The organism is Arthrobacter senegalensis, from assembly GCF_059091765.1.
Genome location: NZ_JBNHGZ010000001.1, coordinates 115,808 through 132,783, shown reverse-complemented (window position 1 = coordinate 132,783; position 16,976 = coordinate 115,808). Strand labels below are relative to the sequence as shown.

General features: G+C 67.9%; 14 protein-coding genes. 12 read left to right on the top strand and 2 right to left on the bottom strand.

What is annotated here, in order from left to right; translation table 11 throughout:
• Positions 1-95: 95 nt before the first annotated feature.
• The 3 genes from AC5RVG_RS00620 (at position 96) to AC5RVG_RS00610 (ending at position 4,551) form a co-directional block, all read left to right on the top strand.
• Positions 96-1,886, top strand: a complete 1,791-nt coding sequence (locus AC5RVG_RS00620; protein WP_494000013.1) for a dynamin family protein — start codon at positions 96-98, stop codon at positions 1,884-1,886.
• Positions 1,883-3,493, top strand: a complete 1,611-nt coding sequence (locus AC5RVG_RS00615) for a GTPase (RefSeq protein ID WP_494012341.1) — start codon at positions 1,883-1,885, stop codon at positions 3,491-3,493. The genes AC5RVG_RS00620 and AC5RVG_RS00615 overlap by 4 nt, the downstream gene beginning before the upstream one ends.
• Positions 3,494-3,555: 62 nt before the next feature.
• The gene (locus tag AC5RVG_RS00610) at positions 3,556-4,551 is read left to right on the top strand and encodes a thiamine-phosphate kinase (protein WP_494012340.1); all 996 of its coding nucleotides are present in this window, start codon (positions 3,556-3,558) and stop codon (positions 4,549-4,551) included.
• Between the two features lie 6 nt (positions 4,552-4,557).
• On the opposite strand, the gene AC5RVG_RS00605 is transcribed toward AC5RVG_RS00610, so the two are convergent.
• Positions 4,558-5,277 carry an IclR family transcriptional regulator gene (locus AC5RVG_RS00605; RefSeq protein WP_494000010.1) on the bottom strand — a complete coding sequence of 240 codons (720 nt, stop codon included), beginning with the start codon at positions 5,275-5,277 and terminating at the stop codon, positions 4,558-4,560.
• Between the two features lie 148 nt (positions 5,278-5,425).
• Here AC5RVG_RS00605 and leuC point away from each other — a divergent pair, with 148 nt between their 5' ends.
• The 6 genes from leuC (at position 5,426) to AC5RVG_RS00575 (ending at position 12,019) form a co-directional block, all read left to right on the top strand.
• On the top strand, positions 5,426-6,892 hold the full coding sequence (leuC, locus tag AC5RVG_RS00600) for a 3-isopropylmalate dehydratase large subunit (protein ID WP_493986902.1): 1,467 nt from the start codon (positions 5,426-5,428) through the stop codon (positions 6,890-6,892).
• A gap of 15 nt (positions 6,893-6,907) precedes the next feature.
• Positions 6,908-7,507, top strand: a complete 600-nt coding sequence (gene leuD / locus AC5RVG_RS00595) for a 3-isopropylmalate dehydratase small subunit (protein WP_494000009.1) — start codon at positions 6,908-6,910, stop codon at positions 7,505-7,507.
• Positions 7,508-7,731: 224 nt separating this feature from the next.
• On the top strand, positions 7,732-9,048 hold the full coding sequence (gene murA, locus AC5RVG_RS00590) for a UDP-N-acetylglucosamine 1-carboxyvinyltransferase (protein WP_494000008.1): 1,317 nt from the start codon (positions 7,732-7,734) through the stop codon (positions 9,046-9,048).
• 6 nt (positions 9,049-9,054) lie between these two features.
• Positions 9,055-9,840, top strand: a complete 786-nt coding sequence (locus AC5RVG_RS00585) for a lysophospholipid acyltransferase family protein (protein WP_494012339.1) — start codon at positions 9,055-9,057, stop codon at positions 9,838-9,840.
• Positions 9,837-10,871: an NAD(P)H-dependent glycerol-3-phosphate dehydrogenase gene (locus AC5RVG_RS00580; RefSeq protein ID WP_494012338.1), complete on the top strand. Its 1,035-nt coding sequence runs from the start codon at positions 9,837-9,839 to the stop codon at positions 10,869-10,871. Before AC5RVG_RS00585 ends, AC5RVG_RS00580 begins: the two co-directional genes overlap by 4 nt.
• 11 nt (positions 10,872-10,882) lie before the next feature.
• Positions 10,883-12,019 (top strand): D-alanine--D-alanine ligase family protein, encoded by a 1,137-nt coding sequence (locus tag AC5RVG_RS00575; RefSeq protein ID WP_494012985.1) that lies wholly within the window; start codon positions 10,883-10,885, stop codon positions 12,017-12,019.
• 36 nt (positions 12,020-12,055) lie between these two features.
• Here AC5RVG_RS00575 and AC5RVG_RS00570 read toward each other — a convergent pair whose 3' ends face one another.
• Positions 12,056-12,535, bottom strand: coding sequence for a DUF3515 domain-containing protein (locus AC5RVG_RS00570; protein WP_494000005.1), 480 nt, complete (start codon positions 12,533-12,535; stop codon positions 12,056-12,058).
• A 125-nt stretch (positions 12,536-12,660) separates the two neighbouring features.
• Here AC5RVG_RS00570 and AC5RVG_RS00565 point away from each other — a divergent pair, with 125 nt between their 5' ends.
• From AC5RVG_RS00565 to AC5RVG_RS00555, 3 genes are all read left to right on the top strand, one after another.
• Positions 12,661-13,704 (top strand): LCP family protein, encoded by a 1,044-nt coding sequence (locus AC5RVG_RS00565; protein ID WP_494012337.1) that lies wholly within the window; start codon positions 12,661-12,663, stop codon positions 13,702-13,704.
• Positions 13,705-13,852: 148 nt separating this feature from the next.
• On the top strand, positions 13,853-14,791 hold the full coding sequence (locus AC5RVG_RS00560; protein WP_494012984.1) for a DAK2 domain-containing protein: 939 nt from the start codon (positions 13,853-13,855) through the stop codon (positions 14,789-14,791).
• Entirely contained in the window at positions 14,781-16,976 is a 2,196-nt protein-coding gene (locus AC5RVG_RS00555; protein ID WP_494012336.1) for an ATP-dependent DNA helicase RecG, read from the top strand. The genes AC5RVG_RS00560 and AC5RVG_RS00555 overlap by 11 nt, the downstream gene beginning before the upstream one ends.

The following is a 16,976-nucleotide window of genomic DNA, read 5'->3' as shown; positions in this document are numbered from 1 at the left end:
CCGGTCCCGGACATCCCGTCCCGGACCGGCTTTTTGTATGCCCCGAAGAACCAGGCCTACGGCCCGCCGTGGCAGGGTTGGCGGCTCCTGCTGGCATGATAGGAACCGTGACAAGCAGGTTGCCCGAGGGCCAGGACAGGGGAGCGGCGGACGCCGTCGTGCTCCTGGAACAAAGCCGGGGCGCGCTTGAAGCGGTCCAGTTGCCGCTAAACGTTCCCGGTGCCGCCGCAGCCCGCGGAGCCGTCGCTGCCGCCATTGCCCAGTTGAACGACTACATCCTGCCCCGCTACCGCACGCTGGAAGCCCCGCTGCTGGCCGTCGTGGGGGGATCCACCGGCGCCGGGAAATCGACGCTCGTGAACGCGGTGGCGGGCTTTCCGGCCACCCGTGCCGGGGCGATCCGGCCCACCACACGCCAACCCGTCCTGCTGCATCATCCGGGCGACGCGGCATGGTTTTCGGATCGGCGGATCCTGCCCGGCCTCGGCCGAATCACCGGAACGCCGGCGCCGGCCACCGCCGACAGGCAGGCCCACAATCCGGAACCGGCCGGCGAACCTGCCGGAACCTCGCTGGTGTTGCTCGCCCACACCAGCATTCCCGCGGGCATAGCGCTGCTCGATGCACCGGATATCGATTCGATTGCCGACGAGAACCGGCGGCTGGCGGGACAACTGCTGGCCGCCGCCGACCTGTGGATTTTCGTGACCACCGCCAACCGGTACGCCGACGCCGTGCCGTGGGCGCTGCTCCTGGACGCCGCACAGCGGGACATCGAAGTGGCGGTCGTGCTGGACCGGGTGCCGGAAGAAGTTGAGCGTGAAGTCCGCGCCGACCTGGCCGGTCTGCTGCAGCGGCAGGGTCTCGCCGCGGCCCGCCTGTTTGTCATCCTCGAGTCCCGGCTGGACGAACGGGGCATGCTCCCGGCCGGCGCCGTCGATCCCCTCCGGGAGTGGCTCCAGGAACTCGCCGCCGACGCCTCCGGCCGGGCAGACATCGCCCGGCGCACCCTCGGCGGGGCAGTGCGCTCACTGGCCGCGACGGTCGGCTCAGTCGCCGATGCCGCCGATGACCAACATGCCGCCGGCCAGCGACTGCGCACCGTCGTGGAAGACGCCTACGAGGCGGCGACCACGCGGGCTCTCGCGGCCACGGAGGACGGAACGCTCCTCCGGGGCGAGGTGTTGGCGCGCTGGCAGGACTTTGTCGGCACCGGAGAATTCTTCCGGGGTATCGAGAGCGGCATAGGCCTGCTGCGGGACCGGATCGGCGCGTTCTTTTCCGGCAAACCCGCTCCCTCCGTCGAAGTCGAGGAAGCCATCGAGTCCGGGCTGCAGGCCGTCGTCGTCGAGGCGGCGGCCGCCGGCGCGGAGGAGGCCGACGCGCGCTGGCGGACAGACCCGGCCGGGCAGGGCCTGCTCGGACACGAAGACCTGTCGACTCCCAGCGCGGGCTTTGCGGACGAGGTAGCCCGCGAAATCCGGGCGTGGCAGGCAGACCTGCTGGACCTGATCCGCAGCGAGGGTGAGAGCAAGCGCTTCACCGCGCGCATGCTCTCCTTCGGAGTCAACGGCCTAGGGGTAGCGCTGATGGTGGTGATATTCGCGGCCACCGGAGGGCTGACCGGCTTGGAAATCGGCGTGGCGGGCGGAACGGCCGTGGTGGGACAGAAGCTGCTGGAAGCGGTCTTCGGCGAGGACGCCGTACGCAGGCTGGCGCGCAAGGCCCGCGCCGAGCTGCAGGAGCGAACGCGCAGGCTCATGCGCGCCGAAGCGGAGCGCTTCCTGGCGCGGATCCCTGAGGTGGAGGACGCAGCGACCATGCGCGCACTGGAAGGGCGGCTGCACGCGCTGGGGGCAAAGACGGACACGGGAGCCCCGGATTGAGCCGCCACCGGGGCCAGCCCGAGACCTCGCTGCTGCAGACACGGCTGGATGCCTTGAACACGGCCGCCGAGCTCGCCGCCGGGGTGCTGCCGGAAGCGGAACTCGCACCCGTCACCGAAGTCCTGGAACGGGCCAGCACCCGCCGCTCCCTGTCCGCCGAGCACACCGTGGTTGGCTTTTTCGGTGCGACCGGCAGCGGAAAGTCCTCCCTCTTCAACGCCGTATCCGGCACCCGCCACGCCACCGTGGCGGCACGCCGCCCCACCACGTCCGAAGCAATGGCGGGAATTTGGGGAACGGCCGGCAGCGAACCGCTGCTGGACTGGCTGCAGGTAGCCAATCGGCACGTGGTGGACGACGGATCCTTCGCCGGGCACGGCGGCCTGATCCTGCTGGACCTGCCGGACTTTGATTCCACCGCGGTCGAGCATCGCGCCATCGTGCAACGGTTCGCCGGCCAGGTCGACGTACTGGTTTGGGTGCTGGATCCGCAGAAGTACGCCGATGCCGCCGTGCACCAGGGATTTTTGCGCCCGTTGGCCTCGCACGATGCGGTGACGCTGGTGGTGCTGAACCAGGTGGACCGGCTGGCCGAGGGACAGCTGCAACCGGTCCTGGGGTCGCTGAGGGAGATTTTGCTGCGGGACGGGCTCGCCCGGGTGGATGTCTACCCCGTCTCCGCGACGACGGGGACCGGCCTTGCCGAGCTGACGGCAGCCATCACGGCCTTTGCCGACAAGCGGCAGGCCGCGGCCGAGCGGCTGCTCGCCGACGTCAGGAAGGCAGCCCAGGCGCTGGCCGTTGAACCCGGGGCAGAGCCGGCAGGCGTCAGCAAGGCGGCCAGGAACACGTTGGCCGAGCAGTTGGCGCAGGCGGCAGGCGTGGAAGCGATCAGCGACGCCGTGGGGGCCTCCTACCGGCGGCGGGCGCATGCCCGGACCGGATGGCCGGCGGTCCGCTGGCTCGGAAAGCTGCGCCGAGACCCGCTCAAGCGGCTCAAGCTGGACCGCAAGGACGTGAATCCGCTGCTGAACCGCTCGTCCATGCCGGCTCCGGGCCCCGCCCAGCGGGCGCAGGCCGACAAGGCCATCCGTCAGTTCGCCGACCGCGCCGGTGAAGGCGCGGCCGCACCCTGGCGCGCGGCCATCCGCCGGGCGGCACGATCCGCGGAGGAAACGCTTCCGGACGACTTGGACCAGGCCCTGGTGGGCACGGACCTGCGCTCCGACCGTGCGTCGTGGTGGTGGCCGGTTTTCGGCCTGCTCCAGTGGCTCGCCCTCGCAGCCGCCTTGGCCGGAGCGCTCTGGCTCCTTGGCATCGCCGCGCTGGGCTACCTGCAGTTTGCGGTCCCTGAGACACCAACGGTCGAAGGCTTCCCGGTGCCGACCTTGTTGCTGGCCGCCGGGATCCTCGCCGGGGTGGTGCTGGCGCTTGCATCGGGCGTGATCGCGCGGTTCGTGGCCCGTGCCCGGGCCGCAAATGCGCGGCGGCGGCTCCGGGACGCTGTTGCGCGGGTCGCGGAAGAGCGGGTGGTGCGGCCGGTCGAAGAGGCGGTGGCCCGGCACCGGGCATTCAGGCAGGCAGTGCTGAGGGCGTCCGGCGAATGACGTCCCGGGGGAGCCGCGGGGCCAGGGACCCGGCAGACGAGATACAAGGAGAACGCAAAAGATTGGCCGCTGAACTGACTGTCAACGATCTGGACGAAGGCTCGCTTCTGGAAAGGATTTTCCCGCGCCTCGGCCCCGCCCGCGTCCCGGTCGGGCCGGGCGATGACGCTGCCGTGATCGAGGCACCCGATGCCCGCACCGTCATCTCGATCGATACGTTGGTCCAGGATCAGGACTTCCGGCTTGAGTGGCCCTCCGGGTACCGGACGACGGGTTACGACGTCGGATGGAAGTCCGTGGCGCAGAACCTCTCGGACATCAATGCCATGGGAGCCGTGCCGACGTCACTGGTCATCAGCCTGACCCTGCCCGGTGCGACGCCGGTGGCATGGGTCGAGAGCCTGGCCGACGGCGTGGCCGATGCCCTGCGGAAACTGGGGGCGGGCCGGTGCTCCGTCGTGGGCGGTGATCTTGGCCGCGGCGAGTCGATCGTGGTCACGGCTGCCGTTACCGGGGACCTCGAAGGCCGCAGTCCGGTCCTGCGCAGCGGCGCGCGTCCCGGCGACACCGTCGCGGTGGCCGGCACGCTGGGGCGCGCGGCGGCCGGACTGGCGCTGCTCGAAAGCCCGGTTTTCGACGACGAGGCCCCGGCTCCGCTGCAGGAGCTCGCCGGAATCCAGTCCCGGCCGGTGCCTCCGCTGAGCGCCGGCCCCGCTGCGGCCGAAGGTGGCGCGACCGCCATGATGGACATCTCGGATGGCCTGCTCCGTGATGCGGCGCGGTTGGCCCGCGCCAGCAGTGTCGCGGTAAACCTTGCGTCGGCGCAGTTGCGGCACTTTGCCGCACCCTTGGACGAGGCAGCGGCCCTGGTGGGGGCGGAGCCCAGCGACTGGGTCCTCGGCGGCGGCGAAGACCATGGCCTGCTGTGTACTTTCCCCGCAGCACAAACCCTGCCGGCGGGGTTCGCCGCCATCGGAGTGGTCGGCGGCGGGAAGGATACGGTGACCCTCGACGGCGTCCCCGTCCGGGTTCGGGGATGGGACCATTTCAGGGGCTGAAGCGCTCTAGTCCTTGGTCTTTCGCAGGGCTTCGGTCAGTTGGGCGGCCGCGTTGCAGACCACCTCGGCATGCAGCCGGCCGGGTTGCCGCGTGAGCCGCTCGATCGGCCCGGAAATGGAAACCGCGGCGATGACCCGCCCGGACGGACCGCGGACCGGGGCGGAAACCGACGCCACGCCGGGTTCGCGTTCGCCCAGGCTCTGGCCCCAGCCGCGGCGGCGGACGCCGGCGAGGACTGTCGGGGTGAAACGCGCCCCATGGAGTCCTTCGAGCAGCCTCTCGTGGTCTTCCCAGGCCAACAGCACCTGGGCGGCGGAGCCGGCCTTCATCGAGAGCTGTGTCCCCACCGGAATGGTGTCCCGCAATCCGATCGGCCGCTCGGCCGAGGCGACGCATACCCGCGAATCGCCCTGCCGGCGGAAGACTTGGGCGCTCTCACCCGTGGCATCGCGGAGGTTCATGAGCACCGGACCGGCGGCGGCTATGAGCCGGTCTTCGCCGGCGGCCGCGGCTAATTCGACCAGCCTGCTGCCCAGGACAAACCTGCCCTGCATGTCCCGGCTGACCAGCCGGTGGTGGACCAGCGCCAAAGCGAGCCGGTGGACGGTGGGCCGGGCCAGACCGGTGGCGGCTACCAGTTGGGCCAGGGACGTGGGTCCGGCCTCCAGAGTGTCCAGCACCATGGCCGCCTTGTCGATGACGCCGACACCGCTAGGATTGTCCATAAGCTGATATTCTCATCTCAATATATGAGATGCAAGTCGATTGACTGGCGGGCGGGCAGCGGCGCTGGAAGAGTTAAAGCACACACTTGGTGCGGGCCTCCCGGCGGGAGAAAAAGCCTGCGTTGGTATTGATGGAGGAGATCTGGCCATGGCCGGTAACACTGCGGGCAAGACGCTCGCCGAAAAAGTCTGGGATGCACACGTGGTGCGCCACGGCGACGGTGAAGGCGCGGCGCGCCAGCCCGACCTCCTCTACATCGACCTTCACCTGGTACACGAGGTCACGTCGCCGCAGGCCTTCGAGGGCCTGCGCCTGGCGGGGCGCGGGCTGCGCCGCCCGGACCTGACCATCGCGACCGAGGACCACAACACTCCCACGCTGGATATCGACAAGCCGATCGCCGACCCGACCAGCCGCACCCAGATCGAGACGCTGCGCACCAACTGCCGTGAATTCGGGGTCCGGCTGCACTCGCTCGGGGACGCCGAGCAGGGGATCGTGCACGTGGTGGGTCCCCAGTTGGGACTCACCCAGCCCGGCATGACGGTGGTGTGCGGCGACTCGCATACCTCCACCCACGGTGCCTTCGGTGCCCTGGCCTTCGGCATCGGGACCTCGGAAGTTGAGCACGTCATGGCGACCCAGACGCTGTCGCTGAAGCCGTTCAAGACCATGGCCATCAACGTCGAGGGCACGCTGCGCCCGGGGGTCACCGCCAAGGACATCATCCTGGCGGTCATCGCCAAGATCGGCACCGGCGGCGGCCAGGGCTACGTGCTGGAGTACCGTGGCTCCGCCATCCGGGCCCTGAGCATGGAAGCCCGGATGACCATCTGCAACATGTCCATCGAGGCGGGCGCCCGCGCCGGCATGGTCGCGCCGGACCAGACCACCTTCGACTACCTCAAGGGCCGGCCGCACGCCCCGGAGGGCGCCGACTGGGACGCCGCCGTCGAAAATTGGCAGACCCTGCGTACCGACGACGACGCGGTGTTCGACGCCGAGGTCTTCCTGGACGCCGATACGCTGGAGCCGTTCGTCACGTGGGGGACCAACCCCGGACAGGGCGTTTCCCTGTCGGAAGCCGTGCCGTCGCCCGACGACTTCGCCGACGAGAACGCCAAGGCAGCCGCGGAACGTGCGCTGGCCTACATGGGTCTCGAAGCCGGCACCCGCATGAAGGACATCCCGGTCGACACCGTCTTCCTGGGCTCCTGCACCAACAGCCGCATCGAGGACCTGCGCATCGCGGCGGACATCATCCGCGGCCGGGCCAAGGCGCCGAACGTGCGCATGATGGTGGTGCCCGGGTCTGCCCGTGTCCGCCTGGAAGCAGAGGCCGAAGGCCTGGACAAGGTGTTCAAGGAGTTCGGCGCCGAGTGGCGGTTCGCCGGCTGCTCCATGTGCCTGGGCATGAACCCGGACCAGCTGGCCCCGGGCGAGCGCTGCGCGTCCACGTCCAACCGGAACTTCGAGGGCCGGCAGGGCAAGGGCGGGCGGACGCACCTGGTATCGCCGGTAGTGGCGGCCGCCACCGCAGTCAGGGGCACGCTGAGTTCGCCCTCGGACCTGGACCCGGTCAACAACGACGCCGTCTCGCGGCCTGCCGCCTAAGGAGCCTGAAGAATCATGGAGAAGTTCACCACCCATACCGGCATCGGGGTCCCGCTGCGGCAGTCCAACGTGGACACCGACCAGATCATCCCGGCGGTGTACCTCAAGCGGATCACCCGGACAGGCTTCGAAGATGCCCTGTTCGCAGCCTGGCGCAAGCACGAGGACTTTATCCTCAACCAGGAGCCGTTCAGCCGCGGGTCCGTTCTCGTGGCCGGCCCGGATTTCGGGACCGGTTCCTCGCGCGAACACGCGGTCTGGGCGTTGAAGGACTACGGGTTCCGTGTTGTCCTCTCCTCCCGGTTCGCCGACATCTTCCGCGGGAACTCCGGCAAGCAGGGGCTGTTGGCCGCCGAGGTCGCCCAGGATGACATCGAGCTGATCTGGAAGGAACTGGAGAACCACCCGGGCACCGAAATCACGGTGGACCTGGAGTCGAAGACCGTCACCTGCGGAACCATCACCGCGCCGTTCGAGATCGACGACTACACCCGCTGGCGGCTGCTCGAAGGCCTGGACGATATCGGGCTGACCCTGAAGCATGAGGCGGAAATCACCACCTACGAGGCCACCCGCCCGTCCTGGAAGCCGACGACCCTGCCGGCAAAAGTCTGAGGACACGCGCCCTGGCGCGAATCGGCGCCGTCGAGGGAGCCGTTCCGGCTCCGTCGGCGGCGCCGATTTGCACCTGCGACTGCCTCATGCAAGGCACCGGCCGGCGGGACGGAAAGCGCCGGACTCGCTGCCCGTTTATTTCAGAGTGGTCACGGATTGCCAATATGCTTAGCTGAGGCCCTGGCGCAGTTCGGCGCTAAACTAGCTTGAGGAAACAGGTATTCATGGCAAGTGTTTTGACCATTCGTGGTGGCGTTCCGTTGGCGGGGAAGGTATCCGTCCGTGGCGCCAAGAACCTGGTTCCCAAAGCGATGGTCGCGTCCTTGCTCGGCAGCAATGCCTCGGTCCTGCGGAATGTGCCCGAAATCAGGGACGTGGAGATCGTCACGAGCCTGCTCCGCCTGCACGGCGTCGAGGTGTCCAAGGACGCGGTGACGGGTGACCTGACGCTTGACCCCACCAAGGTCAAGACGGCCCACATGAAGGACATCGACGCCCACGCCGGCGATTCCCGCATTCCGATCCTTTTCTGCGGGCCCCTGATCCACGCGATCGGCGAGGCCTTCATCCCCGACCTGGGCGGCTGCCGGATCGGCGACCGGCCCATTGACTACCACCTCGACGTGCTGCGGCAGTTCGGCGCGATCGTGGACAAGCGGCCCGGTGGCATAGCCATCTCCGCACCCAGGGGACTGAAGGGCGCGAAACTCACGCTGCCGTATCCCAGCGTGGGCGCCACCGAGCAGGTTCTCCTGACGGCAACCCGTGCCGAGGGCATCACGGAATTGAGCGGCGCCGCCATCGAGCCGGAGATCATGGACCTGATCGCGGTGCTGCAGAAGATGGGTGCCATCATCACGGTCCAGACCGACCGTGTGATCCGTATCGAGGGCGTCACCGAACTGTCCGGCTTCAACCATCGCGCGCTGCCCGACCGCAACGAGGCCGCGTCCTGGGCATCCGCGGCGCTCGTGACGCAGGGAGACATTTACGTCGAAGGTGCCCATCAGGGCGACCTCACCGCCTTCCTGAACACCTACCGCAAGATCGGCGGGGCGTTCGACATCGACGACGACGGCATCCGCTTCTACCACCCGGGCGGCAGCCTGTCGCCGCTGGTGCTCGAGACCGACGTGCACCCGGGCTTCATGACGGATTGGCAGCAGCCCCTCGTCGTCGCCCTGACGCAGGCCGAAGGCGTCTCGATCGTGCACGAGACCGTGTACGAGAACCGGTTCGGATTCACCGAGGCGCTGATTCGGATGGGTGCGAACATCCAGGTGCACCGCGAATGCCTCGGCAGCATTCCGTGCCGCTTCGGGCAGCGGAATTTCCTGCATTCCGCCGTGATTTCCGGACCCACACAGCTCTCCGGGGCGGAGATAGACATCCCCGACCTCCGCGGCGGCTTCAGCCACCTGATCGCCGCGTTGGCGGCGGCCGGAACCTCCCGCGTGACCGGCATTGAACTCATCAACCGTGGCTACGAACGCTTCCAGTCAAAGCTGGAGGGCCTCGGCGCGGACTTCGACGTCGAGTAGGCGGACATGGGAGCAGACTCCAAAGAGCGGGTGGTCATTGGTGTCCTCGCCGGCGTTGTCCGGCCAGTCCTGAACCTGGTCCTCCGTCGCAACTGGACGGGATCGGAGAATTTCCCCAAGGACCGGGGATTCATCGTCTGTCCGAACCACAACACGGAAATCGATCCGCTCGTGGTCGGCCATTACGTCTACAACCAGGGCGCCCTTCCGCACTTCCTGGCGAAGGCCTCGCTGTTCAAGATCCCGGTGGTCGGGCAACTGTTGACGGCGGCCCGGCAGATACCGGTGGAGCGGAGCAGTTCGGGCGCAAACCGTTCCCTTGACGTCTCACGCGAGGTGCTCGACGAAGGCGGTGCCGTGATCATCTACCCGGAGGGGACGCTGACCCGGGACCCGGCCCTGTGGCCGATGCGCGGGCGCACCGGGGCGGCAAGGCTCGCGCTGCAGACCGGCGCGCCGGTCATTCCGGTGGCGCACTGGGGTGCCAACGAGCTGTTGCCCCGTTATGCGAAAAGGCCCAGCCTTTTTCCGCGCAAGACGGCACACGTCACGGCCGGACCGCCGGTGGACCTGAGCGAATTCAGCGGCTTGCCGATCACCAGGACCGTTCTCGAGGCCGCAACGAATAGGATTATGGACAGCATCACGGCGCTGCTGGCCGAAGTACGCGGCGAGGCAGCGCCCGCCGTCCGCTGGGATCCTTCTGCTCACGGTCAAAGCGCCATGGGCCGGGACTTTGGTTCCGGCGAACCGGTGCATACAGAAGAGCTACCGCCTGAGGAGAAGTTGTGACAGCACGCCCCGACCTGCCTGCCAACATCGCCGTTCTCGGAGCAGGAAGCTGGGGCACTACCTTTGCCAAGGTCGTCGCGGACGCCCACCCCGACGTCGAGGTCAGGCTCTGGGCCCGGCGCGCCGAAGTGGCGGAGGAAATCAATTCCCGGCACCGGAATGTGAAGTACCTCCGGGACATCGCGCTGCCGGAGAACATCGTCGCTTCGGAGGACGTCGCCGAAGTCCTCCGCGGCGCGCCGCTGGTGGTGCTCGCTGTTCCCGCCCAGACCCTCCGGCCGCAGCTGGCGTCCTGGAAGCCGCTGCTCGATCCGGAGGCAGTGGTCGTCTCGCTCATGAAGGGGCTGGAGCGCGGGACCGATGCGCGCATGAGCGAAGTCATCAAGGAAGAGCTCGGCCTGTCCGACTCCCACGTGGCCGTCATTTCCGGTCCCAACCTGGCGCTCGAGATTGCGCGCAAGGAACCGACCGCCTCGGTGGTGGCCTGCACGGACGACGACACCGCGCAGTGGATTGCGCGGTTGTGCACCGCCAGCTATTTCCGTCCGTACACGAACTCGGACGTCACGGGGGTGGAGATCGGCGGCATCGTGAAGAACATCATTGCCCTGTGCGTGGGAATCTGCGACGGCAAGGGCATGGGAGACAACACCAAGGCGACGGTCATCACCCGCGGACTGGCCGAGACCACCAGGCTGACCCTTGCCCTCGGGGGAGAGGTCCAGACGATGGCCGGGCTGGCCGGGCTCGGCGACCTGGTCGCCACCTGCGCGTCGCCGCTGTCGCGCAACCACACAGCCGGACGGCTCTTGGGCGAAGGCCTGACCCTGGACCAGGTGACGGAACGAATGACCCAAACGGCCGAAGGCATCAAGTCCGGCCGCGCCGTGCTGGATCTGGCCACCAAGGTGGGCGTCGACATGCCGATTACCGAGGCAGTGGTTGCCGTCCTGGAGGGGCAGGTTTCCGTAGAGGCGCTGGCGCCACGCCTGTTGACCCGTGAACTCAAATCCGAAGGTGAACTCCAGTGAACGACGAGACCATTCCCGCCGCGAACGCCCCGTCGCCGGGCCGCAAACCCCGCGTTGCCGTCCTTTTCGGCGGGCGGTCCAGCGAACATTCCGTCAGCTGCGTCACCGCGGCCGGGGTTCTCGGGGCCATCGACAAGGACAAGTACGACGTCGTTCCCATCGGAATTGCGCGCAACGGCCAGTGGGTCCAGGTCGCCGAAGATCCGGCCCAGTGGTCGCTCGCCTCGGGGAAAATGCCGGAGATCAGTGCGTCCGCCGAACCCGTCGTGCTGGCCAGCAGGCGGGACACGCCGGAACTCATGGTCGCGCCGGCCGCGCAGGTTCCGCAGAGCCTGGGCAACGTCGACGTGGTGCTGCCGCTGCTGCACGGGCCGTTCGGCGAGGACGGAACGCTTCAGGGGTTGCTGGAGATGGCCGACGTCCGCTACGTCGGCGCCGGCGTACTGGCCTCTGCCGTCGGCATGGACAAGCACTATATGAAGGTGGTCTTCGAATCGGCCGGCCTCCACGTCGGTCCCTACCAGGTCATCACCGACCGTCAGTGGCAGCAGGACCCGGACGCGGTGCTCGAACGTCTGGGCACGCTCCAGTTCCCGGTCTTCGTCAAGCCGGCCCGGGCGGGTTCTTCCATGGGAATCACCCGGGTGGCCGAGCCGGGCGGCCTGCGCGCCGCCGTGGAGGCCGCCCGCGAACACGATCCCAAGGTGGTTGTCGAAGCCGGCATCATCGGCCGCGAGATTGAAGTAGCGGTGCTGCAAGGCAGGGGAACAGAACCGACGCGCACCAGTCTGCCCGGGGAAATCGCCGTCCAGCCCGGCGAGCATCAGTTTTACGATTTCGAAGCGAAATACCTGGACGGTACGGCCGCCGCCCTCAGCTGCCCGGCGGATTTGCCCGCCGGCGCCACGGAAAGAGTGCGCGAACTCGCCGCACAGGCGTTCGACGCGCTCGGGGGAGAGGGACTCTCCCGGGTCGACTTCTTCTACACGCCGGACGGCGAGCTCATTATCAATGAGATCAACACCATGCCCGGGTTTACGCCGATCAGCATGTATCCGCAGATGTGGGCGAAATCCGGACTGCCTTACACCGAGTTGATCGACGAGCTGCTGTACCTGGCCCTCAACCGCAAGACCGGCCTCCGCTGACCATGCCGGCCGGCGCGGTGTCGCCGGCCGTGCCGCCTACAGGACGTCGGAAATGCTCAGGCATTCGCGTTCCTGCGGAATCTCCGACGCCGCCGCCGAGATGTCCATCAACACGGAGCTCTCTGCCACGTCATCGGGCTTGAACAGCAGTTCCGTGGCCGGGGTGCGCCCGTAGGTCGTGGCCGTCCAGTAGCCGTTCTCGCCTTCGCGCAGTACCCAGTCGACGCCGTCGACCGAGACGCATTGGTCCGTCGTCGGGCCGGGAACCGGCACACCGCACCGCAGGATGACCTGGGAAGGGTCCCCCCACGCGGCGGTCGCCTGGCTGCTCGTTTCACGGCGCGGGAAATCGGCGACGTACTGGGGGAGGATGACCATCATCGGGGCGCATCCGGGGTTTGCCGCGTCCGGAGCGGCGTCAACGTCGACAACAGGCGAACACGCCGTGAGGCTGCCCAGGGCTCCTAGCGACAAAAGGACGGCAAAACGGCGGCGTCGGGGGAAGGCGCGGGTCATACAGCCAGCGTATCCCGACCATCGCGGCCCGCCGGAGCGACAGTGACCGCAGCCACGCCAGACCGGCCCTGCGGTAAGGAGACGGCCGCGGGGTTTATCCTTTTAGGTAGCCTCACCCCTAGGAAGTGACCCCATTGACTGCTGACCACGACAACGAATACCGCCCGCGGCGGCAGCGCCGCCAGCGGAAGAAAGATCCCATCCGCACCATCTTCTTCACCCTCGTGGGCATCGTTGTCGTCGCTGCAATCGTCGGAGGTGGCTACTTGTTCAACTTGGCCAACTCCTTCAACAGCAAGTCCCAAACGATCGAATCGGCCTTCCCGGACAATCGGGCCGAGAAGGACCCGAACGACAAGACGGTCAACATTCTTCTGATGGGCTCCGACAGCCGCGCCACGGGTACGCAGAATCTGACCGAGGTCTCGGACGGCAGCCGCTCCGACACCATGATGCTGATGCACATCCCGGAGAATCGGGAGAACGTCTACGTCATGTCGATCATGCGCGACACCTGGGTGGACATACCGGGCCAGGGCGAGCACAAGATCAACGCCGCCATGGCGTTCGGCGGGGTACCGCTTGTCGTCGAAACCATCGAAGGGCTGTTTGAGACCCGCGTCGACCACGTCGCCATCATCGACTTCTCGGGGTTCAAGGAACTGACCGACGCCTTGGGCGGGGTGGAGATCAATAATCCGGCGGCCTTCTCGGCAACCGGGTCGACCGGCGAGTTCTTCCCGGCGGGCACCCAGACTCTGGACGGCGAGTCTGCCCTGTCCTTCGTGCGGGAGCGCAAGGCCTTCAGCGACGGCGACTATCAGCGCGTGCGCAACCAACAGCTCTTCGTCAAGGCTCTGATGTCCGAGTTCCTGACGGCCGAGACACTGACAAACCCCGTGCGCATTAACGAGGTAGTCGACGAATTTTCCCCGTTCGTGAGCGTTGACAGCGAATTCGACGCCATAACGGCAGGCTCCCTGGGCGTCTCGCTTCGGGATGTACGGTCCAGCGACGTTCAGATGTTCACCCTTCCGACCCTGGGCACCGGCACTTCCGCGGACGGCCAGTCGATCGTCGTGCCGGACGAGGCGGCCATCGCCGAGATAGCCGACGCGCTGCAGAACGACAGCCTCGGCGAATATCTGAGTACTGCGGACCTCGAGTGAGCCGCGACGCGGCCGTATGCCGGTGAGCGGAGCCGGCTGCGGTAGGCTCAGGTAACGCCGGAGGACTGAGATCGATCGTTGGCGGGCATCGCCGGCGCATGCAGATGGGACCCCTTTGCAGACGAAAATTGCTGCCAATGCCGAAGCGCTGCGCCGCTGGCTGTCCAAGGCCGAGGTCGTCCTCGGCAACCACAGCGACCGCCTGAACGCCATCAACATCTTCCCGGTGGCCGACGGCGACACGGGGACCAACCTCTATCTGACCGTCCGGGCGGCGGCGAAGTCGGCCGCCGAAAACCGGACGGCGGACATCGGCGAACTCCTGGCCGGAGCAGGCCAGGCGGCGATGGAAGAAGCGCGCGGGAACTCGGGCACCCTGCTGTCCGTTTTCCTGGCCGCCCTGGCCGAACCCTTGCGGGGCACGACCCGGTTGACGGGGCCGCTGCTGGCCGCGGCCCTCCAGCGTGCCGAAATCAGGTGCTGGTCCGCGCTGAGCGAGCCCGTTGAGGGAACCATGCTCTCCGTCATCGCGTCGGTCTCGCGGGCGGCGTCGGCTGTACATGCGGCGAAGAACGGCGACGACAGCAACCACGGCCTGGCGGCAACGCTGGAATCGGTCGTGGAAGAGGCGGTGGCCGCGGTGGTCAGGACCGAGACCCAGCTCGGGGCACTCGAATCGGCGCACATCGTCGACGCCGGCGCCGTCGGGTTCCTGCTCATCATGGACACCCTGCGGGCCAGCGCCCTGGGCGTGGAACTGCAGCCGGAACTGCTGGACGGCCTGCACGGCTACAACGTGCAGGATCCGCACCTGCATCTGGACCACGTGCACGAAGGTGTCGAGGTCATGTGCACCGTCAACCTCAGCCCCCTCGACGCCGCGACGCTGCGCCTGAAACTGGACGAACTGGGCGACTCGGTCATCATGAGCGCCGTGACTGAAATCGAGGGCGGGTACCGCTGGCGCGTCCACGCGCACGTGCCGGAGGGCGACGCGGCACTGGAGGTTATCCGGGAGCTGGGTGAACCGATGAACGTCAGCATGACGGAGCTGGCCGGCCCGCCGGAGCAGAACCATGGCGGTTGACCCTGCTGACGAGCTGAGCGTCCCGCTGGAGCGGCGGCTGGGCAAGCGCTCGGCCTCGGCACTCGAAAAGCACCTGGGCATGACGGTGACCGGGGAACTGCTCAACTACTTCCCGCGGCGATACATGAAGCGCGGAGAACTGACCATGATCGCCGAGCTGCCGATCGACCAGGACGCAACCCTGGTGGCCCGGGTGCTGAGCTCCAGTTCACGCAAGATGCGGGCCCGCCGCGGTTCGCTGACCGAGGTCGTCGTGACCGACAATTCCTCGGACATCAGCCTCACCTTCTTCAACGGCTATCAGGCTGAACGGGAACTGCGGCCGGGGACCATCGCCATGTTCTCCGGCAAGGTGACGTCCTACCGCGGAAACCTTACCTTGACCAACCCCGACTACCAGTTGCTCGAAGACGCCTTCGACTTCGACGCCGAGGAGGCCCTGCGCCCGGTGCCCATGTATTCGGCGACGGCAAAACTGGGCAGCTGGCGCATCAAGGCGGCCGTTGACCTGTTGCTCGATGCCGTGGACTTCGGGCGCCTGGGGGACCCCATCCCGACCGACATCGCCGTACGGGACGGAATGCTCTCACTGGCTGAGGCCTACGAACAGATCCACCGGCCCTCGACGATGGAAGCCGCCAGCGCGGCCCGCGACCGCTTCCGCTATCAGGAAGCGCTGGTCCTGCAGGCGGCCCTCGGGCGGAAGCGGGCCATCGCCGCGGCCGAACAGGCGACCGCACGCCCGGGCCGGAAGGGCGGTATTGCCGACAAGTTCGACGCCCGCCTGCCCTTCGACCTGACCGCGGGACAGCGCGAGGTCGGCGCGACGATCGCGGCGGAGCTGGCCGGAGATTCACCCATGAACCGGTTGCTGCAGGGGGAAGTCGGGTCGGGGAAGACCCTGGTTGCCCTTCGGGCCATGCTGCAAGTGGTCGACTCGGGCGGCCAGGCCGTCCTGCTCGCGCCGACCGAGGTCCTGGCGGGCCAGCATTTCGCATCGATCACCCGGACGCTTGGCCCGTTGGCGCAGGGCGGCATGTTGGGCGGCGACCCCGACGGCACTAAAGTCGTGCTGCTGACCGGCTCGATGACCGGAACGGCCAAACGCAGGGCCTTGCTCGATGTGGCGGCAGGCGAGGCGGGCATCGTCGTCGGCACGCATGCCCTGCTGTCCGACACGGTGCAGTTTTTTGACCTCGGCCTCGTGGTGGTGGACGAACAGCACCGCTTCGGCGTGGAACAGCGCGATCGCCTCCGGAGCCGCTCGGCCACGCCACCGCACCTGCTGGTCATGACTGCCACGCCCATTCCCCGGACGGTGGCGATGACCGTCTTCGGGGACCTGGAAACGTCCGTGCTGACGGAGCTGCCCGCGGGCCGCGCTCCGATCACCACCCACGTGGTGGCCCTCCAGGAACATCCTGCCTGGGAGGACCGGATCTGGGAACGGGCCCGGGAGGAGGTCGCCGCCGGCCGGCAGGTCTACGTCGTGTGCCCCAAGATCGGGGATGACGAGCTCGAAGAGGCCGATCCGCCGGACGAGCTGTCAGGGCAGCCGGAGCAACAGCGGCCCATGGCATCGGTGGCCGCCCTGGTCGAGTACCTGGGCGGGCTGCCGGTCCTGGACGGAATCCGGATCGGCATGCTGCACGGCCGGATGGAGCCGGAGCAGAAGGCCGCTGCCATGGCGGCGTTCAACGACGGAACGTTGGACATCCTGGTGTCCACCACGGTCATCGAGGTCGGCGTCGACGTGCACAACGCCACCATGATGGTGATCCTGGACGCCGACCGCTTCGGCATTTCGCAGCTCCACCAGCTCCGCGGACGGGTGGGCCGCGGCGGGCTCCCCGGCACCTGTCTGCTGGTCACGCAGCTGGAGCCCGGGCACCCCAGCCGCGAGCGGCTGCAGGCCGTAGCCGCGACCACCGACGGGTTTGAACTCTCGCAGGCAGACCTCCAGCTGCGTCGCGAAGGCGACATCCTCGGGGCGTCCCAGTCCGGCGGCAAATCCACCCTGAGGCTGCTGCGCGTGATCAAGGACGAGGCCGTTATCGCCCGTGCCCGGGAAGACGCCACGGCCATCCTGCAGCGGGACTCTACCCTGGCCCGGTATCCCGAGCTGGCGGCCGCCATCGAGCTGTACCTGAACCCCGAGCGGGAGGCCTTCCTTGAGCGCGGGTAA